The 25,783-nt window shown below is 71.7% G+C and carries 22 protein-coding genes; 13 read left to right on the forward strand and 9 right to left on the reverse strand.

Annotation, left to right across the window (positions count from 1 at the left end; genetic code table 11):
* The first annotated feature begins 41 nt into the window (after positions 1 to 41).
* From FPT20_RS05405 to FPT20_RS05420, 4 genes are all read left to right on the forward strand, one after another.
* Positions 42 to 1,517 (forward strand): NCS2 family permease, encoded by a 1,476-nt coding sequence (locus tag FPT20_RS05405; protein WP_442786502.1) that lies wholly within the window; start codon positions 42 to 44, stop codon positions 1,515 to 1,517.
* A gap of 42 nt (positions 1,518 to 1,559) precedes the next feature.
* Positions 1,560 to 2,243: a tRNA (guanosine(46)-N7)-methyltransferase TrmB gene (trmB, locus tag FPT20_RS05410; RefSeq protein ID WP_158863321.1), complete on the forward strand. Its 684-nt coding sequence runs from the start codon at positions 1,560 to 1,562 to the stop codon at positions 2,241 to 2,243.
* A 58-nt stretch (positions 2,244 to 2,301) separates the two neighbouring features.
* Positions 2,302 to 3,702, forward strand: coding sequence for an aldehyde dehydrogenase family protein (locus FPT20_RS05415; RefSeq protein WP_158863323.1), 1,401 nt, complete (start codon positions 2,302 to 2,304; stop codon positions 3,700 to 3,702).
* A 187-nt stretch (positions 3,703 to 3,889) separates the two neighbouring features.
* On the forward strand, positions 3,890 to 5,455 hold the full coding sequence (locus tag FPT20_RS05420; protein WP_158867853.1) for an aspartate ammonia-lyase: 1,566 nt from the start codon (positions 3,890 to 3,892) through the stop codon (positions 5,453 to 5,455).
* A gap of 42 nt (positions 5,456 to 5,497) precedes the next feature.
* On the opposite strand, the gene FPT20_RS05425 is transcribed toward FPT20_RS05420, so the two are convergent.
* From FPT20_RS05425 to FPT20_RS05440, 4 genes are read right to left on the reverse strand one after another with little or no spacing between them, the layout of a single operon-like run.
* Positions 5,498 to 6,409 (reverse strand): alpha/beta fold hydrolase, encoded by a 912-nt coding sequence (locus tag FPT20_RS05425; RefSeq protein ID WP_158863325.1) that lies wholly within the window; start codon positions 6,407 to 6,409, stop codon positions 5,498 to 5,500.
* A gap of 45 nt (positions 6,410 to 6,454) precedes the next feature.
* The gene (locus FPT20_RS05430) at positions 6,455 to 7,330 is read right to left on the reverse strand and encodes a fumarylacetoacetate hydrolase family protein (RefSeq protein ID WP_158863327.1); all 876 of its coding nucleotides are present in this window, start codon (positions 7,328 to 7,330) and stop codon (positions 6,455 to 6,457) included.
* Between the two features lie 39 nt (positions 7,331 to 7,369).
* The gene (locus tag FPT20_RS05435) at positions 7,370 to 8,134 is read right to left on the reverse strand and encodes a glycosyltransferase family A protein (protein ID WP_158863329.1); all 765 of its coding nucleotides are present in this window, start codon (positions 8,132 to 8,134) and stop codon (positions 7,370 to 7,372) included.
* A 48-nt stretch (positions 8,135 to 8,182) separates the two neighbouring features.
* Complete coding sequence (locus FPT20_RS05440; protein WP_158863331.1) at positions 8,183 to 9,664, reverse strand: AlkA N-terminal domain-containing protein; 1,482 nt, start codon at positions 9,662 to 9,664, stop codon at positions 8,183 to 8,185.
* Positions 9,665 to 9,776: 112 nt separating this feature from the next.
* Here FPT20_RS05440 and FPT20_RS05445 point away from each other — a divergent pair, with 112 nt between their 5' ends.
* On the forward strand, positions 9,777 to 11,168 hold the full coding sequence (locus FPT20_RS05445; RefSeq protein WP_158863333.1) for an FAD-binding oxidoreductase: 1,392 nt from the start codon (positions 9,777 to 9,779) through the stop codon (positions 11,166 to 11,168).
* A 4-nt stretch (positions 11,169 to 11,172) separates the two neighbouring features.
* Here the strand turns inward: FPT20_RS05445 and FPT20_RS05450 are convergent, their stop codons facing one another.
* Positions 11,173 to 12,654 carry a carboxylesterase/lipase family protein gene (locus tag FPT20_RS05450; RefSeq protein ID WP_158863335.1) on the reverse strand — a complete coding sequence of 494 codons (1,482 nt, stop codon included), beginning with the start codon at positions 12,652 to 12,654 and terminating at the stop codon, positions 11,173 to 11,175.
* 209 nt (positions 12,655 to 12,863) lie between these two features.
* Between FPT20_RS05450 and FPT20_RS05455 the strand changes: the two genes are divergently transcribed.
* Positions 12,864 to 13,238: an FKBP-type peptidyl-prolyl cis-trans isomerase gene (locus tag FPT20_RS05455; RefSeq protein ID WP_158863337.1), complete on the forward strand. Its 375-nt coding sequence runs from the start codon at positions 12,864 to 12,866 to the stop codon at positions 13,236 to 13,238.
* Positions 13,239 to 13,310: 72 nt separating this feature from the next.
* Here the strand turns inward: FPT20_RS05455 and FPT20_RS05460 are convergent, their stop codons facing one another.
* Positions 13,311 to 13,751: a carboxymuconolactone decarboxylase family protein gene (locus tag FPT20_RS05460; protein WP_158863339.1), complete on the reverse strand. Its 441-nt coding sequence runs from the start codon at positions 13,749 to 13,751 to the stop codon at positions 13,311 to 13,313.
* Between the two features lie 79 nt (positions 13,752 to 13,830).
* On the opposite strand from FPT20_RS05460, the gene pdxR reads away from it, so the two are divergent.
* From pdxR to rpsO, 3 genes are all read left to right on the forward strand, one after another.
* Complete coding sequence (pdxR, locus tag FPT20_RS05465) at positions 13,831 to 15,267, forward strand: MocR-like pyridoxine biosynthesis transcription factor PdxR (RefSeq protein ID WP_158863341.1); 1,437 nt, start codon at positions 13,831 to 13,833, stop codon at positions 15,265 to 15,267.
* A gap of 17 nt (positions 15,268 to 15,284) precedes the next feature.
* Positions 15,285 to 16,046: a VOC family protein gene (locus FPT20_RS05470; RefSeq protein ID WP_158863344.1), complete on the forward strand. Its 762-nt coding sequence runs from the start codon at positions 15,285 to 15,287 to the stop codon at positions 16,044 to 16,046.
* 122 nt (positions 16,047 to 16,168) lie between these two features.
* Positions 16,169 to 16,438, forward strand: coding sequence for a 30S ribosomal protein S15 (rpsO, locus tag FPT20_RS05475; RefSeq protein ID WP_158863345.1), 270 nt, complete (start codon positions 16,169 to 16,171; stop codon positions 16,436 to 16,438).
* 87 nt (positions 16,439 to 16,525) lie between these two features.
* On the opposite strand, the gene FPT20_RS05480 is transcribed toward rpsO, so the two are convergent.
* Complete coding sequence (locus tag FPT20_RS05480; protein WP_233265398.1) at positions 16,526 to 17,734, reverse strand: low temperature requirement protein A; 1,209 nt, start codon at positions 17,732 to 17,734, stop codon at positions 16,526 to 16,528.
* 328 nt (positions 17,735 to 18,062) lie between these two features.
* Here FPT20_RS05480 and FPT20_RS05485 point away from each other — a divergent pair, with 328 nt between their 5' ends.
* Positions 18,063 to 20,357, forward strand: coding sequence for a polyribonucleotide nucleotidyltransferase (locus FPT20_RS05485; protein ID WP_158863349.1), 2,295 nt, complete (start codon positions 18,063 to 18,065; stop codon positions 20,355 to 20,357).
* Positions 20,358 to 20,551: 194 nt separating this feature from the next.
* On the opposite strand, the gene FPT20_RS05490 is transcribed toward FPT20_RS05485, so the two are convergent.
* Positions 20,552 to 21,016 carry an Lrp/AsnC family transcriptional regulator gene (locus tag FPT20_RS05490; protein ID WP_158863351.1) on the reverse strand — a complete coding sequence of 155 codons (465 nt, stop codon included), beginning with the start codon at positions 21,014 to 21,016 and terminating at the stop codon, positions 20,552 to 20,554.
* Between the two features lie 213 nt (positions 21,017 to 21,229).
* On the opposite strand from FPT20_RS05490, the gene pdhA reads away from it, so the two are divergent.
* From pdhA to FPT20_RS05505, 3 genes are read left to right on the forward strand one after another with little or no spacing between them, the layout of a single operon-like run.
* Positions 21,230 to 22,342 (forward strand): pyruvate dehydrogenase (acetyl-transferring) E1 component subunit alpha, encoded by a 1,113-nt coding sequence (pdhA, locus tag FPT20_RS05495; RefSeq protein WP_158867855.1) that lies wholly within the window; start codon positions 21,230 to 21,232, stop codon positions 22,340 to 22,342.
* Positions 22,339 to 23,349: an alpha-ketoacid dehydrogenase subunit beta gene (locus tag FPT20_RS05500; RefSeq protein WP_158863354.1), complete on the forward strand. Its 1,011-nt coding sequence runs from the start codon at positions 22,339 to 22,341 to the stop codon at positions 23,347 to 23,349. Before pdhA ends, FPT20_RS05500 begins: the two co-directional genes overlap by 4 nt.
* Positions 23,349 to 24,725, forward strand: coding sequence for a dihydrolipoamide acetyltransferase family protein (locus FPT20_RS05505; protein ID WP_158863355.1), 1,377 nt, complete (start codon positions 23,349 to 23,351; stop codon positions 24,723 to 24,725). Before FPT20_RS05500 ends, FPT20_RS05505 begins: the two co-directional genes overlap by 1 nt.
* A 40-nt stretch (positions 24,726 to 24,765) precedes the next feature.
* Here FPT20_RS05505 and dapD read toward each other — a convergent pair whose 3' ends face one another.
* The gene (gene dapD, locus FPT20_RS05510) at positions 24,766 to 25,767 is read right to left on the reverse strand and encodes a 2,3,4,5-tetrahydropyridine-2,6-dicarboxylate N-succinyltransferase (RefSeq protein ID WP_158863357.1); all 1,002 of its coding nucleotides are present in this window, start codon (positions 25,765 to 25,767) and stop codon (positions 24,766 to 24,768) included.
* Between the last annotated feature and the right edge of the window lie 16 nt (positions 25,768 to 25,783).

Genomic DNA, 25,783 nt, shown 5'->3' on the forward strand with positions numbered 1-25,783 from the left:
CGCATACCCCATCAAACTGAACGGCAGCCGCGCTGCCGGGCCTGACGATCCTACGGGAGACGACCATTTCCGCATCCACCTCCGCGCCCCCGACGACCACCAAGGGGCGCCTCGACCGGTTCTTCGAGATCAGTGCGCGCGGCACCACGTGGGGGACTGAGGTCCGCGGCGGCGTGCTGACCTTCGTCACGATGGCCTACATCGTGATCCTCAACCCGCTCATCCTCGGCGGCACCAAGGACGTCGTCGGCCATTCGCTCGGCACCGCGCAGGTGGCGGCGGTCACCGCCTTGAGCGCCGGCGTGATGACCCTCCTGTTCGGACTGATCGCGCGCCTCCCGTTCGCGTTCGCGGCCGGCCTCGGCATCAACTCGTTCCTCGCGGTCAACGTGGTCAAGATCCTGACCTGGCAGGAGGCGATGGGTCTTGTCGTCATCAACGGCATCATCATCGTGCTGCTCGCCGCTACCGGGCTCCGGCGGCTCATCTTCAACGCGGTCCCGGCGCAGCTGAAGACGGCGATCACGGTCGGCATCGGCCTCTTCATCGCCTTCATCGGCTTCGTCGACAGCGGCTTCGTGCGCTCGACGAACCTCTCGTCGCCCCCGGTGCAGCTCGGAGAGGCCGGCTCGATCGCGACGCTCCCGACGCTCACGTTCCTCGTCGCCCTCGTGATCATGGGCGTCCTCATGGCGCGCCGGGTCAAGGGCGCGCTCCTCATCGGCATCGTGGCGGCGACCGTCGTGGCGATCATCGCCGAGGCGATCTGGCACGTCGGGCCGTCGATGGGCAAGAACCCGGCCGGCTGGAACCTCACGGTGCCGCAGCTGCCGACCTCGCTGGTGTCGCTGCCCGACCTCAGTCTCGTCGGCCAGGTCGACCTGTTCGGCGCCTTCGGGCGGATCGGCGCCCTGGCGGCGATCATGCTGATCTTCACCCTCGTGTTCACGAACTTCTTCGACGCCATGGGCTCGATGACGGGCCTCGCCCGCAGCGCGGGCCTCGCCGCTGAGGACGGCACGTTCCCGCGCCTCCAGTCCGCCCTGATCGTCGAGGGCGTCGGCGCGATCGTCGGCGGTGGCACGTCCGCGTCGTCGAACACCGTCTTCGTCGAGTCCGCCTCGGGCATCGGCGAGGGCGCGAAGACCGGCTTCGCGAGCGTCGTGACCGGTGTGCTGTTCCTCCTCGCGATGTTCTTCACCCCGCTGACCCAGGTGGTCCCGCTCGAGGTGGCCGCCGCCGCTCTCGTGATCGTCGGTGCGCTCATGGTGGTGCAGATCCGTCACATCGACTTCAGCGAGTTCTCGAGCGTCCTGCCGGTGTTCCTGACGATCATCGTCATGCCGCTGACGTACTCGATCGCGAACGGCATCGGCGTCGGCTTCATCAGCTGGGTGCTGATCCGCTCGCTCGCTGGCAAGGCCCGGGAGATCAGCCCGCTGCTCTGGATCGTGGCCGCCGGCTTCCTGATCTACTTCGCCCGCGGGCCGATCGAGGGGCTCCTCGGCCAGGTCTGATCCCCGGCCGAGCGCGCGCTGCGGGGCTGAGACAATGGAGGGATGGAACCCACCCCTCTCGTCCGGCCCCGCAGCTTCGTCGTCCGAGGGCGCAAGACGGAGGCGCAGCAGCGCGCCATCGACGAGCTGTGGCCGGACTACGGGATCGAGTTCGACGGCTCGCGCCTCGACCTCGACGCGGCGTTCGGGCGCACCGCATCTCGCGTGGTCGAGATCGGCTTCGGCAACGGCGAGAACCTCCTGACGCTCGCGGAGCGCCACCCCGAGCGCGATTTTCTCGGCGTCGAGGTGCACGGCGCGGGTGTCGGGCGCGTCCTCGGGGGCATCCGGGACCGGGGTCTCGGCAATCTGCGGCTCGTCCGCCACGACGCGGTCGAGGTGTTCGAGCGGGGGATCGAGCCCGGTTCGATCGACGAGATCCTGATCTTCTTCCCCGACCCGTGGCCCAAGGCACGCCACCACCGGCGCCGGCTGATCCAGCCCGACGTCGCCCGGCTGCTGGTCAGGGCGCTCCGGCCCGAGGGCGTCCTGCGCCTCGCGACCGACTGGGAGCCGTACGCCGAGCACATGCTCGCTGTTCTGGACGCCGAGCCGGGCCTCGTCAACTCGGCGGGGCCGGGCGGCTTCGTCCCGCGTCCCGACGACCGCCCGGTGACCAAGTTCGAGCGCCGGGGCGAACGGCTCGGCCACGCCATCTTCGACCTCGAGTACCGCCCTCGCGTGTGAGCGGGCCGGGGAGGCGGAATCCGGCGTATCCCGACGGTCCGGTCCCTAGGATGGGCCCATGAGCGCCGCCGCCTCCCGGACGATCCCCGACACCGTCGCTGCCGTGCGCCGCGCCTTCGACGCGGGTGTCACGAAACCACTCGCCTGGCGCCTCGCGCAGCTGCAGGCGCTGAGGCAGCTGCTGATCGAGTGCGCGGCCGATTTCGAGGCCGCGCTGCAGGAGGATCTCGGCAAGAACCCGACCGAGTCGCAGATCGCCGAGCTCGGATTCGTCGTCGGCGAGATCGACCACATGACCCGGCACCTGCGCCGGTGGTTGCGCCCCCGCCGCGTGACCGTGCCCGGTGCGCTGCTGCCGGCCCGCGCCTCCACCATCCTGGAACCACTCGGCGCGGTGCTCGTGATCGCCCCCTGGAACTACCCGGTGCAGCTTCTCCTCGCGCCGCTGGTGGGAGCCCTCGCGGCGGGCAACGCGGTCGTGCTGAAGCCGAGCGAACTCGCGCCCGCGACCTCGGCCGCGATGGCGCGCCTCCTCCCGCAGTATCTCGACCCGCGCGCCGTGGCAGTGGTCGAGGGAGGCGTCCCCGAGACCACCGAACTCCTCGCGCACCGCTGGGATCACATCTTCTACACCGGGAACGGGCGCGTCGGTCGCATCGTCGCGGCCGCCGCCGCCGAGCACCTCACGCCCGTGACCCTGGAGCTCGGCGGCAAGTCGCCCGTGTATGTTGACGAGTCCGCCGATCTCGCCGCGACGGCCCGGCGCCTCGCCTGGGGCAAGTTCATGAACGCCGGCCAGACGTGCGTCGCGCCCGACTACGTCCTGGCGGAGCGAGCGGTCGCCTCCCGTCTCGCCACCGCGCTGGGCGACGCCCTCCGCGAGCTGTACGGCTCCGACCCGGCTCAGAGCGCCGACTACGGGCGCATCGTCGACGACCGCCACCACAGCCGGCTCACGAGCCTCCTCGGCTCGGGCACGATCGCGGTCGGCGGAGGGCATGACGCGCAGACCCGCTACCTGGCGCCGACCGTCCTGCTCGACGTCCCGCGCGACTCCCCGGTCATGGAGGAGGAGATCTTCGGCCCGATCCTCCCGATCGTGGTCGTCGACGGGCTCGACGACGCGATCGCCGTCATCCGCTCCGGCGACAAACCCCTGGCGCTCTACGTGTTCAGCGAGCGGGCGTCGGTGCGGAGGCGGATCCTCACCGAGACGAGCTCCGGCGCGGTGGGATTCGGCATCCCGGCCGCCCACCTCGCGGTCGCCGGGCTGCCCTTCGGCGGCGTCGGGGACAGCGGTCACGGCGCGTACCACGGCGAGCGGTCCCTCCGGACGTTCAGCCACGAGAAGGCCGTGCTGCGGAAGCCGCTCGCGCCCGACACGATGCGGCTCGTCTATCCTCCCTACACGGAGGCGAAGGACTCGTTCGCGCGCGGTCTGCTCCGCCGGCTGGGCTGAGCGCGCCTCCCTCGCCTGCGCATCGACACGGTGTCGAGGAACGTCCGGCATCCCGGACGCCGTGTCCACCCCCTCCGCGGACGCCCGGAGTAGCCTGGGCTCTGCCGGCCGCCACGAACGACCGGCGAGACAGCATGCCAACGCACGACGAGAGGCAACGGTGCCAACCGTGAACCCGACAGCAACGATGGACGAGCCGAAGACTTCCCCCATCCCCGTGATCGACGCGTCCGAGAACGTGTCCGACGTCCCCACCCCGAGCGCCGCGGGCCGCCCCACCCGCACCGAGAGCGACTCGCTGGGCAGCCGCGAGATCCCCGCCGACGCCTACTGGGGCGTCCACACCTCGCGCGCCCTCGAGAACTTCCCGATCGCCAAGCGGCCGATCTCCGTCTACCCGGATCTGATCGTCGCCCTCGCGAGCGTCAAGCAGGCCGCCGCGCGCGCCAACCTCGAGATCGGCGTCCTCGAGCCGCACAAGGCCGAGCTGATCGACCGCGCGTGCCAGCTGATCATCGACGGCCGCTTCCACGACCAGTTCGTGGTCGGCGTGATGCAGGGAGGCGCGGGCACCTCGACGAACATGAACGCGAACGAGGTCATCGCCAACATCGCCCTCGAGCTCGACGGCCACGAGAAGGGCGACTACGCCCACATGCACCCGATCGACGACGTCAACCGCAGCCAGAGCACCAACGACACCTACCCGACCGCCATCAAGATCGCGCTCACGTTCGCCCTCGGGCACCTGCTCGACGAGCTGGCCCTGCTGCGCGACTCGTTCGCCCGCAAGGGGGAGGAGTTCCGCAACATCCTCAAGGTCGGCCGCACCCAGCTGCAGGACGCCGTCCCGATGACGCTCGGCCAGGAGTTCCACGGCTTCGCCACGACGCTGACCGAGGACCACGCCCGGCTCACCGAGACCAAGTGGCTGCTCGCCGAGATCAACCTCGGCGCCACGGCGATCGGCACCGGCATCACCGCCGACCCGGGGTACGCGTCCGCCGCCGTCAAGCACCTGAACGCCATCACCGGGCTGAACCTCGAGACCGCCCCGGACCTCATCGAGTCGACGAGCGACGCCGGCGCCTTCATGTCCTTCTCGGGCTCCCTGAAGCGCAGCGCGATCAAGCTGTCGAAGATCTGCAACGACCTCCGCCTGCTCTCCAGCGGCCCGCAGGCCGGCTTCGGCGAGATCAACCTCCCGGCGCGCCAGGCCGGGTCGAGCATCATGCCCGGCAAGGTCAACCCCGTCATCCCGGAGGTCGTCAACCAGGTGGCCTTCTCGGTCGCCGGCGCCGACGTCACGGTCACCATGGCGGCCGAGGGCGGTCAGCTGCAGCTCAACGCGTTCGAGCCCGTGATCGCGCATTCGCTCCTCCAGAGCATCACCTGGATGGCGCAGGCCTTCCACACGCTGCGCGTCAACTGCGTCGAGGGCATCACCGCCAACGAGGAGCGGCTCGGGGCGATGGTCGGCTCGTCGGTCGGCGTCATCACCGCGCTCACCCCGCACATCGGCTACGCCGCCGCCGCAGCGCTCGCCAAGTCCGCGCTCCTCACCGGCCACAACGTCGCCGACCTCGTCGTCGAGGCCAAGCTGATGAGCCGCGAGGAGGTCACGCGCCTGCTGTCGCCCGCCCGGCTGAGCGGGCTCGAGGTCATCACCACGGCCATCCCGGTGATCGAGGAGCAGGCGATCGCCGCCGCCAAGCGCGACGGCGCCGACCCCACGCTCGGCGTCTCCGACTGATCGCCCCGGGGCGTGCCCGACCGGGAGGCGCGGGGCGGCCGGTCAGCGCCCCTCCGCCTCCCGGAACAGCGCGAGCATGTCGCGTCCGAGCTGGTGCGGTGCCGTCTCGCACGGGCTGTGCCCGGTGCGGTACACCGCGAGCCGGGCGCCCAGCGCCTCGGCGTTCGCCGCGTGGAGGTGCGTGGGCCAGAGATCGTGGTCCCCGGTGGCGACGAGGACGGGGATCCCGGTCGCGGCCACCTGCGAACGAACGTCGGGCACGCGCTTCATGAGCCCGATGATGTCGTCGACGCTCGACCGCCGCGTGAGCTCGAAGCGGTCACGGACGAACGCCAGGCGATTGTCGCCGACGCGGTTCCGGTTCGTGACGATCCCCCAGATCATCAGCCCCGCGCCCTGCCGGCCGGTCACGAAGCGGCTGAACGGCCCGATGATCCGGATGCCCCGGAACGACTGACCCGGTTCGGGCGGCGACGTGAGGAGGGTGAGCGACCGGAACAGGTCCGGCCGCTGGACCAGGGCGATCTCGGCCACGATCCCGGCGAAGGAGTAGCCGAGAACATGGGCCGGGCCGCCGGAACCCAGGAAGGCGAGGAAGTCGGCCACGAACAGCTCGTAGGTGTACCGGCCCCCGGCGACGGGACCCGCCGCCGCGGACTCGTACTGGCCGGCGAGATCGTAGCTCTCGACGTGGTAGCCCGCCGCCACGAGGATCGGAGCGAGCAGGTAGAAGTCCTCCTTGGACCCGGTGGCCCCCGGGACGAGGACGACGCGCGGATCGGCGGGATCACCGAGGGAGGCGACGGCCAGCTCGCCGCTCGGAGCCGCGAACCGGGAGAACACGGTCCCTACAGGGGCCACCGACCAGTCGATGTCGGGCAGGGCGGCATCGAGGCGGACCGCCTCGTCATCGCCCCCGCCGGAGAGACCCGGCCGCCGCTCTCCGATCGACACCCCCTAAAGCTACGTCGATCGGGGGCCCGGGGGCGAGTCCGGCGCTCAGAGGACCCGGCAGTAGGTGGTCAGGTAGCCGATGCCGCCGATCGAGACCGTGACCGTCGAGCGGTCGCGGAGGAACACCGGGGGCGTGCGGGAGTAGCCTGCGCCACCCGGGCTGCCGGTGGAGATCAGGGTGCCCGGCTGGATGGTGGCCGAGCGGGAGAGGAACTCGATGATCTCGGCGACCGAGCGGACCATGTCGGCGGTCGATGCGTCCTGCAGGATCGCGCCGTCGACATTGGTCGTCAGCCAGAGGTCCTGGGGGTCGGCGATCTCGTCGGCGGTCACCACCACTGGTCCGTTGGGCGTGAAGCCGTCGAACGACTTGCAGCGCGACCACTGGGCCTCGGAGAACTGGAGGTCGCGCGCCGTGATGTCGTTGACGACCGTGTAGCCGAACACGTAGTCGAGCGCGTCGGCGACGGAGACGTTGCGCGCGGGCTTCCCGATGATGACGCCCAGCTCGGCCTCGTAGTCGACCTGCGTCGTGAGGTCCTCGGGCCAGGAGGTGGTGCCCTCATGACCGGCGAGGGAGTTCGGCCACAGCGAGAACACCGTCGCGGCCTTCTCGCTCCGCAGCTTCAGCTCGGAGGCGTGAGCGGCGTAGTTCGCGCCGATCGCGATGACCTGCGGCGGACGCAGGACCGCCGACGCGTGCCGCAGTTCGTGGACGGGAGGGAGCGACGTGCCGGCCCCTGCGGCCTCGGCGGCGACGGCCCGCACCTCCGCCATCGCCTCGTCGCCGCGCTCGATGAGGTCTTGGAGGTCGCGCGGCGCCTCCGCCATCACCTCGTCGAGGAACAGGGCGCCGTCGCCGATGACGACCGCCAGACGCGGCTTCGAGTCGGGCGTGGTGCTGAGGTGCGAGAATCTCACCGGTCCAGGCTATCGGCCGGGGGGTTTTGGGCGAAAACGTCAGGAGGCCCAGCTCGCCGCCTCGCCGCCGTGCTCCTCCTCCCAGCGCCGCCGCGCCTGTCTGCGCCGCCAGGGGGACTCCTCCGGGAGGTGCATCCGGAGGGTCTCGTAGGCCATGCGCAGGCGGCGCCCGAGTCCTCGCCAGCTCGAGAACGGCCGCGCCGAGATGCCCACCACGAGACGGTCGTCGTAGCGCACGACGACACCGGGGTCGAGGTGGAAGGCGAGGTCCAGATCGTCGTGCACGCCGGGGAGGGCGCTGTGCACGCGTCCGCGCACGTCGCGCCAGACCTCGCGGCGCATCGCGAAGTTCGAGCCGAAGATCGGCGGGTGCCCGAGCCACAGCTCCATCGACCAGAAGTAGCCGCCGATGTAGAGCACCTGGCCGAGACCCGCGACGAGCGTGTTGCCGTCGTAGAAGACACCGGGGCCGGTGAGCACGCCGATCTCCGGGGCGTCGAGGAACTCGGCCTCGATGTGCAGGAGCCAGTCGGCGGGCGGACGCGAGTCGGCGTCGAGCCGCGCGATGATGTCCCCGCCGGCCGCGTCGTACCCGGTCGCCGACGCGGCGAAGATGCCGCGCACCGGCTGGGTGACCACGCGCGCCCCGGCCGCCCGGGCCACCGCGGCGCTGTCGTCGCTGCTCCCGTTGTCGACGACCACGATCTCATCGGGCGCCCGCAGCTGGCCCGCGAGATCGGAGAGCACGCGGCGCAGCATCGCGGCATCGTCCAGGACGGGGATGACGACGCTGATGGAGGGCATGCGGCGTCCCCCTCTCGAGCGTCGGTGGCAGCGGCTCCGGCTGCGATCCTACGCCGCGGCCGCAGCCCAGAGGTGCATCCCGGCGTAGCTGCGCCACGGCGCCCAGTGCGCGCCGTACGCAGCGAGTTCGCGAGGCTCGGCCGGCAGGCCCAGCCGTCGCGCGCCCTGTCGGAGGGCCAGGTCGCCGGTGAGGAGAACGTCGGGTGCGCCGAGCACCCGCATCGCCACGTAGCCCGCCGTCCACGGGCCGATGCCCGGGAGGGCGAGCAGTCGCCGCTCGAGCTCCCCACGCGACTCGCCGACGTCGAGGACCAGCGAGCCGTCGGCGAGCGCCCGGGCCGCGCCGACCACGGCCTCCGTGCGCCGCACCGGTCCGCGCAGGATCTCCCGGCCGCGCTCGGCGATCGCGGCGGCCGTGGGGAAGAGGCGGGTGAACCCGTCCAGCTCGACCCTCTCGCCCAGCGCCTCCGTCAGACGGCCGAGGGCCGTACGGGCGGCGGACACCGAGACCTGCTGGCCGATGAGGGCCCGGAACAGGATCTCGTGCGGGTCGACCGCGCCGGGGACGCGCAGCCCGGGTGTGGCGGCGACGCCCGTCGCGAGCGCCGGATCGGCGGCGAGCGCCTCGTCGATCGCCGCCGCGTCGGCGTCGAGATCGAGCAGTCGCCGGACCCGGGCGACCAGCGGGGCCAGGTCGGCGACGTCGGCGAGTGTGGTCGTGCACTCCACCGCGGGGGAGGCGGAGCTGCCGGAGAGCGAGAGACGGACGCTCGCCGGTCCGTGCGGCAGCCTGAGGACGCGGGCGTAGCCGTCCGGTCCACCCGATTCGACGCCGGCGACGGCCCGGGCGCCGAGGAACGCGAGGACGGAAGCGCCGGCGAAGGGCGCGCGGGCGGGGAGGCGCAGGCTGAGCGTCACGCCCTTGTCACCGCTGATGCTCGCCGGCCGGGCGCCGCGTGCCGCCGCGCGGATGGCGCTCGGCGACAGCCGGTACACCTCCGCCACCGTCTCGTTGAACTGCCGGACGCTCGAGAATCCGGCAGCGAAGGCGACATCCGTGATCGGGAGGTCGGTGCCCGTCAGGAGGAGGCGCGCGGTCTGGGCGCGGTGCGCCCGCGCGAGCGCCAGCGGCCCGGCACCCAGTTCCGCCGTCAGGACGCGCCCGAGATGGCGCGGTGTGTAGCCGAGGCGTCGCGCGAGGCCGGGGACCCCCTCCCGTTCGACGGTCCCGTCGCCGATGAGCCGCATCGCGCGGGCGGCCAGATCGTCCCGCGTGTTCCACTCGGGCGACCCCGGGACGGCGTCGGGGAGGCAGCGCTTGCAGGCCCTCAGGCCCGCCTCGTGCGCCGCCGCGGCCGTGAGGTAGAAGGTGACGTTGTCGGGCTTGGGTGTGACGGCCGGGCAGGATGGACGGCAGTAGATGCCTGTGGAGTGCACGCCCGTGATGAACTGGCCGTCGAACCGAGCGTCCTTCGCGCTCATGGCCCGGTAGCGCTCGGCGAAGACCGGGTCGGAGAGCTTGTTCGGCATGACTCCAGCCTCGCACGGGGGACCCCCGTGCGATAGCGGAAATCGGACATCGGCGCTGCGTGCGACGGAGTCCGCAGGCGTCACCGGGCTCGCGCCTCGCTAGCCTGACGACATGGATGTTCTCGACTGGCTCACGGCCGCTCTCGGCGAGGATGTCGTGGCGGCGGGGGTCCTCTCCACCGATCCGGCGCTGCTCGACGCGTCCCGAGGCGACCGCTCCGGGTGGAGAGCCGACGGCGAACCCCGCGCGATTGTCTTCGCCGCCTCGGTGGAGCACGTGCAGGCGACGCTGCGCGCCGCGAGCGAGTTCCGCGTCCCGGTGGTGCCGCGGGGCGCGGGCACGGGCCTCGCCGGGGGAGCGGGCGGCACCTCCGGGTCGATCGTGCTGGACGTGAGCCGCATGGACCGCATCCTCGAGATCGTCCCGGAGGATCAGCTCGCCGTGGTGCAGCCGGGCGTCATCAACAGCGACCTGAACGCGGCCCTCGAGCCGCACGGGCTGTTCTTCGCCCCCGACCCCGCGAGCAAGGCCGTCTCGACGGTGGGCGGCAACATCGCCACCAACGCCGGCGGCCTGCTGTGCGCCAAGTACGGAGTCACCCGGGAAGCCGTCCTGGGCCTCGATGTCGTCCTCGCCGACGGCCGCCTCATCCGCACCGGTCACCGCACGGTCAAGGGGGTGACCGGGTACGACCTCACGGCGCTGTTCGTGGGCTCCGAGGGAACGCTCGGCGTGATCGTGGGCGCCACCGTGCGCGCGCTGCCGATCCCTCCCGGGGAGCCGCGGACCCTGGGCGCGCTGTTCCCCGACGTGCGGGCTGCGGCCGCTGCGGCCGCGCGGATCACGGCGGCGCGTCTCCGGCCCGCCGTCATGGAACTGCTCGACGGACCCGCGCTCGAGCGCATAGCCGCGTACCTCGGCGAGGAGACGATCCGCGACGCCTTCGGAGCGACGGCCGGTACGAGCCACTTGCTCGTCCAGTTCGACGGCGATGGCGCGACGGCCGATGCGGAGGCCGCCGCAGCGCTCATCAGGGCGACCGGAGGCACCGTGCGCGTCGCCGCGGACGCCGCGGAGGGGGAGAGGCTCCTCGCGATCCGGCGCGCCTTCCACCCGGCCCTGGCCGCCACCGGCGAGGTGCTCATCGAGGATGTCGCGGTGCCGCGCTCACGGATGCCCGAGATGTTCGACGCCATCGAGCGGATCTCGGAGCGCTACGGCATCCCGATCCCGACGGTCGCGCACGCCGGGGACGGCAACCTCCACCCCAACTTCGTGTTCACGGGCCCGGCGGTGCCTGACGAGGTCTGGGAGGCGGCAGGCGACCTCTTCCGCACGGCCGTGGACCTGGGCGGCACGCTCACCGGCGAGCACGGCATCGGCGTGCTGAAGCGCCGTTGGCTCGCCGACGAGCTGGGCCCCGACTCCTACGAGCTCCAGGTCAAGCTCAAGTCCGTCTTCGACCCGCTCGGCATCCTGAACCCCGGCAAGGTGTTCGGCTGACCGGTCAGGCGAGCGCGGCCGGGAGCAGCACCGCGGCGTCCGCGTAGGCGTCGCGCTCGTCCCGCGAGGGCGCGTCGAAGACGTGGGCGGTCCGTTGCGTCTGCTCGAACGGCGGCCATCCCGGGTCGCCGTCGCGGATGAACCGCACGAGCGCAGCATGGGCCTCGTCCGCGAGCGACTGCGGCGGGTGCGCGCCGGCCAGCGCCTCCACGCGCTCGGCGTCGAGGCAGTCGAACCAGAACGGCACGTCGAGGCAGTGGGAGGCCAACCCATCGGTGCCCGAGCGCCAGGAGAAGCGGTAGAGGTAGGTGCCCGCTCCGGGCGTCTCGCGGCGCGCCCGCGCCGCGGCGACGGCGGCAGCCGGGGTGCGGAAGATGTGATCGGTGATGAACTGGCCGACCACGTCGGCCGACTCGCCGGGGTGCGTCGCGCGATACAGCGCCGCTGTCTCCGGATCGATCCCGAGCAACCCGAGCAGGTTCTCGGGCGGAACCGCGGCGAGCTGCTGCCGGAACCCGGCGACCGCGCCGTTGAACTCGTTGTCGGTGGTCCCCAGGAGGAGCGATTTGTCGGCTCCCGCGCCGTCGCGCACGGCGTCGACCACGGGCTGCGGGAGCAGGTCGTCGCCGACGACGGGCCCCCAGCTGAGGCCGCCCTGGACGAGTTGCGCGAGCCCCGCGAAAGGGTCGGCGCTCTGGCCTGCCGGGGCGGCCGCGCGCTGCTGCAGGTCGAGGATCGTGGTCTCGTCGAGCGACGACAGCCCGGCGCGCGTCGACTCGACGCCGCCGAGTTCGGCGAGACGGCGGCCGAGCGCCTGCGCCCTGACGACGTCCATGCCGCTCACCGCGCTCGAGATCCCGGCGACGCGGTGGAAGAGGCCGGCCGCGCGCGGAGCGGTCAGGAGGGCGAGCGCGGCGCCCCCGCCGGCGGATTGACCGGCGATCGTCACGGACGACGGATCGCCCCCGAATGCCGCGATGTTGTCCCTGACCCACTCCAGGGCGAGGATCCAGTCGAGCACCCCGCGGTTGAGCGGTGCGTCCTCGATCCAGCCGAAGCCATCGAACCCGAGACGGTAGGAGACGCTCACGGTGACGATGCCGTCCCGGTTGAACGCCGCACCGTCGTACCAGGGACTGGCGGGCGAGCCGGCGACGAACCCGCCGCCGTGGATGTAGACGAGCACGGGGAGGCGCGCGCCCTCGTCTCCGGGAGCCGGCGTGAAGACGTTCACGGTGAGGGTCGAGTCGCCGGCGATGCTGGGCTCGGGGATGGCGGTCACCTCGGCGAGGGTCCTCCGTTGGGGCGTCGCGCCGTAACGGTCGGCGTCGAGCACCCCCTCCCACGGCGCACGGGGCACGGGAGCGGCGAACCGGAGGGCGCCGACGGGAGGCTCGGCGAACGGGATGCCGAGGAAGGCGGCCGACCCCTCCCTCCAGGTACCGCGGACGCGGCCGGAACGGGTGAGGACCTCGGGCTGACTCATGCGTGCTCCTTCGCTGACGCGCGGCAGTCGCGTCGAGGCGTTAAAAGACTCGACGCCCGGTGGTGCGGCGATGCCTGCAGCTCTCCCGGGACGTCGAGTTATGCGTCTAGGATGCCGTGGCTCCGCGCGGAGCGCAAGACCCCCGCCCCGTCTGCGCGCTCAGCGAACGCCTTTGACGCGGCGGCATCCGGCCGGGTTGGATGGTCGGCATGGCAGAGAACACCAACCAGAAGCCCGAAGTGGACGCCCCCGAGGGTCCCGCCCCCGAGACCCTCGAGATCGTCGACATCGTCGAGGGGACCGGCCAGGAGGCGACCCGCGGCTCCAAGGTCGACGTGCACTACCTCGGCGTCGAGTACGAGTCGGGCGAGGAGTTCGACTCCTCGTGGAGCCGGGGCCAGTCGATCAACTTCCCGCTGAACAACCTCATCCAGGGCTGGCAGGAGGGGATCCCGGGCATGAAGGTCGGCGGCCGGCGCAAGCTGACGGTCCCGCCCGCGCTCGCCTACGGCCCGGCCGGCGGCGGGCACCCGCTGTCGGGCAAGACCCTGATCTTCGTCATCGACCTGCTCGGCGTGAGCTGAGCCGCCCCCGCGAACGAACGAAGCGCTCCCCCGGACCTGGTCCGGGGGAGCGCTTCGTCGTGATCGCGCCGGTCAGAGAGCGGGAGGCGCCATCCGGGTCGGGATCGCGACACGGTTCCAGACGTTGATCGTGGCGATGGCGAGGAGGAGGTTCGCCAGCCCCTCCTCCCCGAACTCGGCGACCGCGCGGTCGTAGAGGTCGTCGGAGACGCTTCCCCGGTGGATCAGCGTGACGGCCTCGGTCAGCTCGAGGGCCACGCGCTCGCGGTCGGTGAACCAGGGCGACTCGCGCCAGGCGCTGACCGCGAACACCTTGCGGAGCGGGACGCCGCGTCCCTGCAGGTCGACGCTGTGCATGTCGACGCAGTAGGTGCAGCCGTTGAGCTGGGAGGCGCGCAGCTTGATGAGGTCGCCGAGCGGCTCCTCCACGGCGCCGCCGACGTAGCCGTCGAGCGTCACGATCTTGCGGTACCCCTCGGGGGCCAGGGCGGAGAGCTGGATGCGTTCTGTCATGACTCCGACGCTAGAGCTGTGATTGTCCCGTCGTAAGATCCAATCGGACTGGTTCTGATCAGGCCAATCGGAGGTGCACGTGGACGTCCACGTCGCGATCGGGGAGCGGGGCGACCGTGCCGATCGCATCTACCGCCAGCTGCGAGAGGCGGTGCTCGACGGAAGGCTGCGGAACGGCGAGCGGCTCCCCGCCACCCGCGAGCTCGCCGCCGACCTGCAGCTCTCCCGATCGACCGTCGCCACCGCCTACGAGCGGCTCGTGGCGGAGGGCTATCTGGTCGCCAGGGTCGGGGCGGGGACGTTCGTCGCCGCCGGTCGCGTCCCGCCGAAGAGCCGACGGCCGCCGGCTGCGCGGCGCGGCGTCCTTCCGGCGCCGGCGTGGCGGGGTATCGACGACCCGCTGTGGACGGAGCCGAGGCCGACCGCGTACGACTTCTCCGTCGGCACCCCGGACCCGGCGCTGTTCCCGCTCGAGGCCTGGCGCGCTCTGGTGGCCGCGGAGCTGCGGGGACGGACGCTGCGGACCGCGAACTACGACGATCCGGCCGGTGTACAGCGACTCCGAGAGGCCATCGCCCGGCACATCGGGCTGGCCCGCTCCGTCCGGGCGTCGCCCGAGGACGTGCTGGTGACGAGCGGGGCGCAGCAGGCGTTCGACCTGATCGCGAGGGTGACGCTGCGCCCTGGGGACACCGTCGCCGTGGAGGATCCCGGGTATCCACCGGTTCGCCAGCTCCTCGAGGCGACGGGAGCGCGCGTGGTTCCTGTCCCGGTGGACGATCAGGGCCTGCGCGTCGACCTCCTGCCGCCCGCCCGCCTCGTCTACGTCACCCCGTCTCACCAGTTCCCGCTCGGGGGAATCCTCCCCATCGAGCGCCGGACGGCCCTGCTCGAGTGGGCCGCGCGCCACGACGCCGTCATCCTGGAGGACGACTACGACAGCGAGTACCGCTTCGGCGCGCGTCCGCTCGACCCGCTGCAGCGGCTCGACGAGGAGGGACGCGTCGTCTACGTCGGGACCTTCTCGAAGACGATGCTGCCGACCCTCCGCATCGGCTTCCTCGTTGCGCCGCCCTCCCTCCTCCCGGCCCTCCGCCACGCGAAGCGGCTCACGGACTGGCACAACGACGTCGTCGGCCAGCGAGCCTTGGCCCGCTTCATCGACTCAGGGGCCTTCGCCCGGCACGTTCGGAAGGCGACGCGCAGCTACGCCGAGCGGCGCGACCTCGTCCTTCGCACCGCGGCCGAGCTGCTGGGGCCGGCCCTCCGGGCGGTGCCGTCCTCGGCCGGTCTGCATGTGGCGCTCCTCGCGGCCGACCAACCGTCGTTCGACGACCTGGGTGCCGCCGAGAGCGCGGCGGCGGCCGGTGTGGCGGTGCAGCCGGTCTCCAAGTTCGCCGTCCACCCGGGCGCTGCCGGGGTGCTTCTCGGCTTCGGCGGGGTCGCCGGCCCGGACATCCCCGACGGCATCCGTGTGCTCGCGCAGTCGGTCGCCCGGCGACGCGCGGGTGCCTAGGCGAGTACCGTGAGCCCATGCCCATCGAATCCTCCTTCCCGCACGGCTCGCCCATCTGGGTCGACCTGCAGAGCTCCGATCCTGCGGGGGCCGCCGCGTTCTACCGCGCGCTGTTCGACTGGGAGGTGGAACCCCCCGCCGCGGACACGAACGGCTACGCGCTCGCGACCCGCCGGGGCGTCCCGGTCAGCGCGATCGGACCGCTTCCCGAGGGGGAGCGACCGCGGTGGACGACGTACTTCGCCGTCGACGACATCGCGGCCGCGGCGGACGCCGTCCTGGGCGCCGGGGGAGCGGTCCTCCTCCCGCCGGGCGAGCTCATCCCCGGTGTGACGCTGTCGATCGTCGCCGATCCGGCCGGCGCCGTCCTCGGGCTGTGGCAGTCGCACGCCGCGTCCTCCTGGCTGCGCGACGAGCCGGGGGCGGTCGACTGGCTGGAGCTCGTCGCGCCGGACATCGAGTCGGTGTTCCCGTTCTACGAGGCGGTGCTCGGCGTCGGAGCGAGCGAGATGCGCGTCGCGGACGAGCCGTACGGGCTCTTCGACGTCGCCGACCGCAGCGTCGCCGGTGCCTACCGCTCGGACGGGTCGGAGCCGGCCCACTGGCTGGTCTATCTGAACGTCGCCGACCTCGACGCGACCGTCGTCCGGGCGACCGAGCTGGGAGGGACGCTGCGCACCGAGCCGACCGCCGCCGCGGGGGTCGGACGCTGGGCCGAGATCGTGGACCCGCAGGGCGCCACCGTGGCCCTCCTCGAGCCCGAGCCCGAGCCGGCCTGACGGCGTCGGCGACGCACCCGGTCTGGTAGACTCTTCAGGTTGCCGTCGAACGGCCGCGGAGAAAGAGAGCCCAGGCATCAGGCCCCGGGCACCGCGCAACGAGAAGGAAGGGGATCCCCTCTATGGCACTGGATGCAGACATCAAGAAGGCGATCATCGAAGAGTACGCGACCCACCCCGGTGACACCGGATCCCCCGAGGTCCAGGTCGCCATCCTGACCAAGCGGATCAAGGACCTCACCGAGCACCTCAAGGAGCACAAGCACGACCACCACTCGCGTCGTGGCCTCCTGCTGCTGGTCGGTCAGCGCCGCCGCCTGCTCGGCTACCTCGCCGACATCGACATCAACCGCTACCGCTCGCTCATCGAGCGCCTCGGCCTGCGTCGATAACGCGACGGGTCGCCGTCGTCGATCGACACCGCGATCTTCTTCACAGGGCCGCCGCCCCGGAATCCCGGGCGGCGGCCCTGTCGTCGTTCACGGGGCCGCGGGGGTCCGTGCCCGCTCGTCCCTCCTCGTCGCGCGCGCCCGGTCCCACAGGGTCGCGGCGACGAGTGCCGCCGCGACGGCAGCGATGCCGAGCGTCACGCCGACCAGCCCGATGAGCGAGGAGGCGAGCGGCAGCAGCAGCGTGAGCACCAGCGCGGCCGCCGTCTTCAGGGGCCGGATCACGACCTCCGGTACGAGCGGAGCGTGCAGGACGTACAGGCACAGGAGGAACACCGCCACCGGGATCGCGATGGCGTACCCGGCTGCCGTGTCCGTGGACCCGCCGCTGTGCGCGCCGCCCAGCTGGACCGCCACCTCCAGTCCCGCGCCGAGGGCGGCGAGCGACGAGAACACGAAGTAGTGGCCGTAGCCCCAGAAGAACGCGCGCTCGCGCTTCGAGCGGAGGCCCTCGGCGGCAGGCTCCAGGAAGTAGAGCCACCACAGGGCGAACAGCAGCACCAGCCCCGCCGCCGCGATCCACACGAGTGACGCCGACACGCCGTGGGCGGCCAGCGCCCCCTGCACGCCGATCGCGCTCGCCGAGACGGACTCGCCGAGCACGATGATCGTGAAGAGACCGTAGCGCTCGGCGATGTGATGCGCGTGCCAGGAGGTCATCCCGGGCCGCTCGGCCCAGACGGGAACCAGGAGCTCGAGCAGCACGCCGAGCGGGAAGAACCAGACGGCGACGCTCGCGGGGACGAACCCCCACGCCACCCAGAGCACCTGGACGGCGGCGACGCCTCCGGCGTAGCGGAGCGCGGTCCTCCGCCCGTCGCGATGCTCGGCCGCGGCTCGCAGCCATTGCCCGACCAGCGCGAGCCGCATGACGAGGTACCCGACGATGATCGCCGTGAAGCTCTGCTCCTCGAACGCGTCGGGCACGCCGGCGGCCAGCACCAGGACGCCGCCCATCTGGAGCATCGTCATGAGGCGGTACGGCACGTCGTCGGTGTCGTACGCGGAGGCGAACCACGTGAAGTTCATCCAGGCCCACCAGATCGCGAAGAAGACCATCAGGTACGGCCAGAGCTTCTCGAGGAGGTGGCCCTGCTCACCGGCGTGGGCGAGCTGCGCCGCGACCTGGGCGATCGCGACGACGAAGGTCAGGTCGAAGAGGAGCTCGAGCGGACTCGAGACCCGGTGATCCTCGTCGGTGGAGCGCCCGGACATCGGGATGCGGAACGCGGTGCTCATGTGCGCCAGCATAGAGAGGTCCAGCCGTCGCGCCTGCCCCTCGGCGAGCGTGCACCTGGTAGGATCGGACTGGTCGGCCGTGCGCCGACCCTCCAACTCAATACTGAGAAGGAACCCGGAGCAGGCCGGCAGGAGCTGGTCCTCGGTGGTGGTATCCGGATGCGGCGAGAGCGCGCAACCGTGTATTTCTACTGATGGCCAGACGGGCCCGGCCCACGCACCCGCTTGGGTTGCCGCGTACACACACGTGTCGAACTGCCTGTTCCTGCTCCTTGGATGAAGTCGCGACCACACGGGTCGGCGACGTTAAACAAAGGAGACAGACCTCTTGGAAGGTCCTGAGATCAAATTCGCCGAAGCCGTCCTCGACAACGGCCGCTTCGGCACCCGCACCGTCCGGTTCGAGACCGGACGCCTCGCCCAGCAGGCGCAGGGCGCCGTCGCCGCCTACCTCGACGAGGAGACCATGCTGCTGAGCGCCACCAGCGCCAGCAAGCACCCGAAGGACAACTTCGACTTCTTCCCGCTGACCGTCGACGTCGAGGAGCGCTCGTACGCCGCCGGCAAGATCCCCGGCTCGTTCTTCCGGCGCGAGGGCCGCCCCTCCACCGAGGCGATCCTGGTCTGCCGTCTGATCGACCGGCCGCTGCGCCCGTCGTTCGTCGAGGGCCTCCGCAACGAGGTGCAGATCGTCATCACCGTCCTGAGCATCGCTCCGGACGAGTTCTACGACGCTCTCGCCATCAACGCCGCCAGCGCCTCCACGCAGATCTCCGGTCTGCCGTTCTCGGGCCCGATCGCCGGTGTGCGCCTCGCGCTCATCCCCGGCAACGGCACCCACGAGGACCAGTGGATCGCCTTCCCGAAGGCCTCGCAGCTCGAGGAGGCCGTGTTCGACCTCGTCGTCGCCGGCCGCGTGCTGACCAACGAGGACGGCTCCGAGGGCGACGTCGCGATCATGATGGTCGAGGCCGAGGCCACCGAGAACAGCTGGAACCTCATCCAGGGCGGTGCGGTCAAGCCGAACGAGGACATCGTCGCGCAGGGCCTGGAGGCGGCGAAGCCGTTCATCCGCGAACTCGTCGGCGCGCAGAACGTGCTCGCGCAGCAGTCCGCTAAGGCGATCGCCGACTACCCGGTGTTCCTGCCCTACTCGCAGGAGACCTACGACAACGTCGCCGGCCTCGCCTACGACGAGCTCGTGAACGTCTACCAGATCGCCGACAAGATCGAGCGCCAGAACGCCGACGACGCCCTCAAGGAGCGCGTCAAGACCGCGATCATCGAGAAGGTGGAGGCGGGCGTCCTGCCGGCCGAGACCCTCGACCAGTTCTCCGCGGCGTACAAGTCGGTGTCGAAGGTCGTCATGCGCGGCCGCGTGCTGCGCGAGGGCATCCGCATCGACGGTCGCGGGCTGACGGACATCCGTCCGCTCGACGCCGAGGTGCAGGTCATCCCGCGCGTCCACGGCTCGGCCATCTTCCAGCGCGGCGAGACCCAGATCCTGGGCGTCACCACGCTGAACATGCTCAAGATGGAGCAGCAGATCGACTCGCTGTCGCCCGTCACGAAGAAGCGCTACCTGCACCACTACAACTTCCCGCCCTACTCGACCGGTGAGACCGGCCGCGTCGGGTCGCCGAAGCGTCGCGAGATCGGGCACGGCTTCCTCGCCGAGCGCGCCCTCGTGCCGGTGCTGCCGAGCCGCGACGAGTTCCCGTACGCGATCCGTCAGGTGTCCGAGGCGCTCGGTTCCAACGGCTCGACCTCGATGGGCTCCGTCTGCGCCTCCACCCTGTCGCTGCTGAACGCCGGTGTGCCGCTGCGCGCTCCGGTCGCCGGCATCGCCATGGGCCTCATCTCCGACGTCGTCGACGGTGAGACCCGCTACGCGGCGCTCACCGACATCCTGGGCGCCGAGGACGCGCTCGGCGACATGGACTTCAAGGTCGCCGGCACGAGCGAGTTCGTCACCGCCATCCAGCTCGACACCAAGCTCGACGGCATCCCGTCGTCGGTCCTGGCCGGCGCGCTGAAGCAGGCGAAGGACGCCCGCACGACGATCCTGAGCGTGCTCAACGCGGCGATCGACCGCCCGGACGAGATGGCCCCGACCGCGCCCCGCGTGATCTCGGTCCAGATCCCGGTCGACAAGATCGGCGAGCTGATCGGCCCGAAGGGCAAGACGATCAACGCCATCCAGGACGAGACCGGCGCCGAGATCTCCATCGAGGAGGACGGCACCGTCTACATCGGCGCCACCGACGGCCCGTCGGCCGAGGCCGCCCGCGCCCAGGTCAACGCGATCGCGAACCCCACCAACCCGGAGGTCGGCGAGCAGTTCCTCGGAACCGTCGTCAAGATCGCCGCGTTCGGCGCGTTCGTGTCGCTGCTCCCCGGCAAGGACGGCCTGCTGCACATCTCCGAGGTCCGCAAGCTCGCCGGTGGTAAGCGCGTGGAGAACGTGGAGGACGTGCTCGGCGTCGGGCAGAAGATCCTCGTCGAGATCACCAAGATCGACGACCGCGGAAAGCTGTCGCTCGCCCCGGTGATCGCCGACGAGGCCGCGCCCGCCGAGGGTGCGCCGGCCGAGGCTCCCGTGGAGGCTCCGGCCGAGGCGTAAGCTCTCGCTCCGTCACGAAGGCCGCGCAGGCCCAGCCTGCGCGGCCTTCGCCGTTCCCGCGGCCCCTTCCCGCCGCCGCTCATTCGTGACGAATGTCGCGAATGCCTCGAATGGTGGGAGCTAGCGCCACATTCGTGACGAATGTTGCGAATGGGGCGGGCTATCGCCACATTCGTGACGAATGTGCGGCGGGGTCAGGCGTCGCGGCTGAGCAGCGGCCGCAACCGGTAGGGGATCAGTTCGCCCATGTCGAGCGAGGTCTCGGCCCGCTCCACGCCGTCGATGGACTGGATCTCGCCGGTGATGCGAAAGAGATCCTCGGCGTCCGTGCAGACGACGCGGAGGAGCAGGTCGGAGGGGCCGGACAGCCCGTGCGCCTGCACGATCTCGGGAATGCCCGTGAGGTGCTCGACGATCGCCGAGAGCTTCTGCTGCTGAACGTGCACTGTGACGAAGGCGGCCAGCGGGTACCCGGCCGCTCGGGCCGAGATGCGCCGCTCGAACGACAGGAACGCGCCGTTTCGCTCGAGTTCGGCGACCCGCGCCTGGACCGTGTTGCGGCTGAGGCCCAGCCGGTCGGCGAGCGACACGTTGGTCGAGCGGGGGTCGTCGGCGAGCGCCACGAGGATGCGGCGATCGGTGCTGTCGAGGGTGCGCATGGTGTGAAAGATAGCAGGTCGCGACACGCGGCGACAGTGCAGCGTGCACGGTCGACACGCCGTTGGTTGTGCGCGTTGCCGCCGGAGCGTAACCTTCCGAGTAATTCCGGCAAGGAGGCCGGGAGCCGGTCGTCGCCGCCACAAGCGCGTCGGCCGGGCGTGAGAGTGAAGGTTGCGTGAACCGTGACGATCGACAATCAGCCTGACACCCGGATGACGGCGGCGCTCGACGGCCTGGGCGCCGCGGGGCTCGACGTGGTGCAGCTTCTCAGCCCTGACGGGTCCCGCGGGAGCGACGACCGCTACGACGCGTGGGTCTCCGACCTCGGCACGGAGGAGCTCCTCTCCCTCTACGAGGACATGGTCGTCATCCGCCGCATCGACGCCGAGGCGACAGCCCTGCAGCGCCAGGGCGAGCTGGGTCTCTGGCCCCCGCTGCTCGGCCAGGAGGCGGCGCAGATCGGCTCCGGTCGCGCCCTGCGCTCCGACGACTTCGTCTTCTCCAGCTACCGCGAGCACGGCGTCGCCTACTGCCGCGGCGCCGGCCTCGTCGACCTGCTGCGCGTGTGGAGGGGGACGGTCCAGTCCGGCTGGAACCCCTACGACATCAACATGGCGACGCCCCAGGTGATCATCGGTGCGCAGACGCTCCACGCCACCGGGTACGCGCTCGGCATCCAGGCGGACGGCAGCGACGCCGTGGCCGTCGCCTACTTCGGCGACGGCGCCACGAGCGAGGGCGACGTCACGGAGGCCATGATCTTCGCCGCGACGTATGCCGCCCCGGTCATCTTCTTCTGCCAGAACAACCAGTACGCGATCTCGGAGCCGGTCTCCCTCCAGGCCCAGCGACCGATCGCGGACCGGGCCCCGGGCTTCGGCGTCCCGAGCGTCCGGGTCGACGGCAACGACGTCGTGGCGGTGCTCGCCGTGACGCGCGCAGCGCTCGACCGTGCCCGCAGCGGTGGCGGCCCCACCTTCATCGAGGCGGTCACCTACCGCATGGGCCCGCACACGACCGCGGACGACCCGACCCGCTACCGCGACCCGGCAGAGCTCGAGGAGTGGGGGCGGAAGGACCCCGTATCGCGGGTGGAGGCGTTCCTCTCGGCCCAGGGCGCGCTCACTCAGGACCGCCTCGCCGCGATCCACCAGAAGGCCGACGACGTGGCGGCCGAGATGCGTTCCGGCATCGTGGCGCTCGCTGACCCGGACCCGCTGACCGTGTTCGACCACGTGTACGCCGAACCCCACACGGGACTCGCCCGCCAGCGCGACCACTACTCCCGCTACCTGCGCACCTTCGTGGGCGGTGACGGCCGATGACCACGCTGACCATGGCCAAGGCGATCAACGCAGGCCTGCGGAAGGCCCTCGCCGGTGACGATCACGTCGTCCTCATGGGCGAGGACATCGGCACGCTCGGTGGCGTCTTCCGGGTCACGGACGGCTTGCAGACCGAGTTCGGCCCGCGCCGCGTGATGGACTCCCCGCTCGCCGAGTCCGGCATCATCGGGACGGCGGTCGGCATGGCGTACCGCGGGTTCCGTCCCGTCGTCGAGATCCAGTTCGACGGCTTCATCTACCCCGCGTTCGACCAGATCGTGAACCAGGTGGCACGGATGCACTACCGGACCCGGGGCGCGGTGCGGATGCCGATCACGATCCGTGTGCCGTTCGCCGGGGGGACCGGCGCGGCCGAGCACCACTCCGATTCGCCGGAGGCCTACTTCGCGCACGCGGCCGGCCTCCGCGTGGTGAGCCCGTCCGATCCCCAGGACGCGTACACGCTCATCCAGCAGGCGATCGCCTCCGACGACCCGGTGCTGTTCTTCGAGCCGAAGCGCCGGTACTACGCCAAGGGCGAGGTCGACGAGGAGGCGCCGCTCGCCGACGCGCGCCCGATGGGCACCGCCCGGGTGGTCGCCCCCGGGACCGACGTGACCCTCGTCACCTACGGCGGGCTCGTGCAGCTCGCCCGCGACGCCGCCGTCGCGGCGGCGGACGACGGCGTCTCGGTCGAGGTGATCGACCTGCGCTCGCTCTCGCCGATCGACCTCGACACGGTCGCGGCCTCCGTGCGGAAGACCGGCCGGCTCGTCGTGACGCACGAGGCAGCGCTCTCCGGCGGTCTCGCCGCCGAGATCTCCGCCTCCATCACCGAGCGCTGTTTCTACCACCTCGAGCACGCGCCCGTCCGCATCACCGGGCACGACATCCCGTACCCGCCGGCGAAGCTGGAGGGAGCCCACCTGCCGGATCTCGACCGGATCCTCGACGGGGTGGACCGCGCCATGGACCGCCCCAATTCGCTGACCGGGGCGGAGGACTGATGGCCGTCAAGGATTTCGCGCTGCCGGATCTCGGCGAGGGCCTCACCGAGTCCGAGCTGGTCTCGTGGAAGGTCGCCGTCGGCGAGGAGGTGCGCCTCAACCAGATCATCGCGGAGGTCGAGACGGCCAAAGCGCTCGTCGAGCTCCCGGCGCCCTACGACGGGCGCGTCTCGCGGCTCTATGTCGAGCCGGGAGTCACGGTCGCGGTGGGGGAGCCGATCGTCGCCTTCGAGGTGGGGGCGCCGGAGGGAGCGACCGGAGCGGGCGGCCCGGAAGTGCAGGAGGCGGCCCCCGCGACGGCGGCCGCCGAAGCGCCCGAGCCAACGCTCGTCGGTTACGGAGCCCGTGCAGACTCCGGATCGAGGCCCGTCCGCCGGCCCCGCCCCGGGTTGTCCGGCCCGGCGCCGGACCGGACTCCGGAACCCGCGCTCGCGGGTTCCTCGGCTCCGGCCGCCGTGACCGCCCCGGCGGCCTCCGTTCTCACCGCGGAGCGGCCGCTCGCCGCGCCTCCGGTCCGCAAGCTCGCGCGCGAACGCGGGATCGACCTCGCGACGATCCGCGGGACCGGTGAGCGCGGTCACATCACCCGGCAGGATCTCGACCGCGCGAGCGCGCCGGCGGCTGTCACGGCCCCCTCCCCGGGAGGCGCGACGGCTCCGGCGACCTTGCCTTCCGCCGCCGACGAGGTCCGCATCCCGATCCGCGGGGTGCGGAAGGCGACGGCCGATGCCATGGTCCGCTCGGCCGCTGTTCCGCAGGCGACGGTCTTCCTGACGGTGGACGTGACCCCGACGATGGAGCTCATCGGCCGCCTCCGCGCGCACCCCGCGTCCTCGGAGGCGCGCCCCGGCCTGCTCGCCGTGGTCGGCAAGGCGTGCACCATCGCGATCGCGCGGACGCCGGAGCTCAATTCCCGCTGGGACGATGAGAACCAGGAGATCGTGCAGTACCGGCGCGTGCACCTCGGCATCGCGGCCGCGACGCCGCGCGGCCTGCTCGTGCCCGTCGTCCGCGACGCGCAGAGCCTGAGCCTCGCGGACCTCGCCGTCGCCATCCGGGAGCTCGCCGAAACGGCGCGGGCCGGGCGTACCGCACCGTCGGCGCTCACCGGCGGGACGATGACGATCACGAACGTCGGCGTCTTCGGCGTCGACGCGGGGACGCCCCTCCTCACCCCGGGCGAGGCGGCGATCCTCGCCCTGGGCGCCACCCGTCGCCAGCCCTGGGAGCACGACGGCGCCATCGCCCTCCGCGACGTGATGACGCTCGCCCTGTCGTTCGACCACCGCATCGTGGACGGCGAACAGGCCTCGCGCTTCCTCGCGGACCTCGGGCGCATCCTCTCGGACCCGGCCTCCGTCATCGCGATGGTGTGAGCCGCAACGCCGCCGCCCGGCGCGTTCCGGGCGGCGGCGCTCAGGCGTGCAGAGCGGCGTTGAGTTCGACGCCCGAGCCGGCGCGGCGCAGCACCTCGACCGCGCCCGTCACCGAGTTGCGGCGGAACAGCAGCCCCGGCACCCCCGACAGCTCGACGGCCTTGACCGTCTGCGGCCGGCCCTCGGCGGTCACGGGCTCGTCGACGAGCACGACCTTGGTGCCCGCGGTCACGTAGAGTCCGGCCTCGACCACCGTGTCGTCGCCGATCGAGATGCCGATGCCGGAGTTGGCGCCCAGCAGCGCCCGCTCGCCGATGGCGACGCGCTGCGTGCCACCGCCCGAGAGGGTGCCCATGATGGAGGCGCCGCCTCCGATGTCCGAGCCGTCGCCCACGACCACGCCCTGCGAGATGCGGCCCTCCACCATCGAGCTGCCGAGCGTGCCGGCGTTGAAGTTCACGAACCCCTCGTGCATGACGGTCGTGCCGGGCGCGAGGTGAGCCCCGAGCCGGACCCGCGACGCGTCGGCGATCCGTACCCGGTCGGGCGTGACGTAGTCGAGGAGGCGGGGGAACTTGTCGATCCCGGTGACGTGGATGCCGGCGCGCTGGAGGCGCGGCCGCAGCCGGTCGAGGTCGGCGGGGTGCACCGGCCCGGCGTTGGTCCACGCCACGATCGGGAGATGCGCGAACACGCCGTCGAGGTTCACCTCGTTCGGGCGGACCAGGAGGTGGGACAGGAGGTGGAGGCGCAGGTACGCGTCGGGCGTCGACGCCGGGGGAGCGTCGAGGTCGATCTCGACCGTGACGATGTCGATGCGGACGTTCCGTCGCTCGTCGGCGACGGCGAGCTCCTCGAACTCGGCCGGGGCGATCCAGCGGTCGCGGCCGGCGGGGAGACCGCCGAGGGCGGGCTCCGGGAACCAGGTGTCGAGGACCGTGCCGTCACCCGAGACGGTGGCGAGGCCGTAGCCCCAGGCCTTCCGGTGCGGGTCGACGTGAGTCCGATTCACGGCGGATCGGGCGGAAGCGTCAGAGGGCATGGCTCTAGATTAGTAG

This window comes from Leifsonia sp. AG29, assembly GCF_009765225.1.
In the GTDB taxonomy this organism is placed as follows: Bacteria; Actinomycetota; Actinomycetes; order Actinomycetales; family Microbacteriaceae; genus Leifsonia.

Bases quoted from the DNA above. Each gene is read 5' to 3' on its own strand.
- trmB (WP_158863321.1), top strand. From the start codon at position 1,560: ATGGAACCCACCCCTCTCGTCCGGCCCCGCAGCTTCGTCGTCCGAGGG.
- FPT20_RS05415 (WP_158863323.1), top strand. From the start codon at position 2,302: ATGAGCGCCGCCGCCTCCCGGACGATCCCCGACACCGTCGCTGCCGTG.
- FPT20_RS05420 (WP_158867853.1), top strand. From the start codon at position 3,890: ATGGACGAGCCGAAGACTTCCCCCATCCCCGTGATCGACGCGTCCGAG.
- FPT20_RS05435 (WP_158863329.1), bottom strand. From the start codon at position 8,134: ATGCCCTCCATCAGCGTCGTCATCCCCGTCCTGGACGATGCCGCGATG.
- FPT20_RS05440 (WP_158863331.1), bottom strand. From the start codon at position 9,664: ATGCCGAACAAGCTCTCCGACCCGGTCTTCGCCGAGCGCTACCGGGCC.
- FPT20_RS05445 (WP_158863333.1), top strand. From the start codon at position 9,777: ATGGATGTTCTCGACTGGCTCACGGCCGCTCTCGGCGAGGATGTCGTG.
- FPT20_RS05450 (WP_158863335.1), bottom strand. From the start codon at position 12,654: ATGAGTCAGCCCGAGGTCCTCACCCGTTCCGGCCGCGTCCGCGGTACC.
- FPT20_RS05455 (WP_158863337.1), top strand. From the start codon at position 12,864: ATGGCAGAGAACACCAACCAGAAGCCCGAAGTGGACGCCCCCGAGGGT.
- FPT20_RS05460 (WP_158863339.1), bottom strand. From the start codon at position 13,751: ATGACAGAACGCATCCAGCTCTCCGCCCTGGCCCCCGAGGGGTACCGC.
- FPT20_RS05470 (WP_158863344.1), top strand. From the start codon at position 15,285: ATGCCCATCGAATCCTCCTTCCCGCACGGCTCGCCCATCTGGGTCGAC.
- rpsO (WP_158863345.1), top strand. From the start codon at position 16,169: ATGGCACTGGATGCAGACATCAAGAAGGCGATCATCGAAGAGTACGCG.
- FPT20_RS05480 (WP_233265398.1), bottom strand. From the start codon at position 17,734: ATGAGCACCGCGTTCCGCATCCCGATGTCCGGGCGCTCCACCGACGAG.
- FPT20_RS05490 (WP_158863351.1), bottom strand. From the start codon at position 21,016: ATGCGCACCCTCGACAGCACCGATCGCCGCATCCTCGTGGCGCTCGCC.
- pdhA (WP_158867855.1), top strand. From the start codon at position 21,230: ATGACGGCGGCGCTCGACGGCCTGGGCGCCGCGGGGCTCGACGTGGTG.
- FPT20_RS05500 (WP_158863354.1), top strand. From the start codon at position 22,339: ATGACCACGCTGACCATGGCCAAGGCGATCAACGCAGGCCTGCGGAAG.
- FPT20_RS05505 (WP_158863355.1), top strand. From the start codon at position 23,349: ATGGCCGTCAAGGATTTCGCGCTGCCGGATCTCGGCGAGGGCCTCACC.
- dapD (WP_158863357.1), bottom strand. From the start codon at position 25,767: ATGCCCTCTGACGCTTCCGCCCGATCCGCCGTGAATCGGACTCACGTC.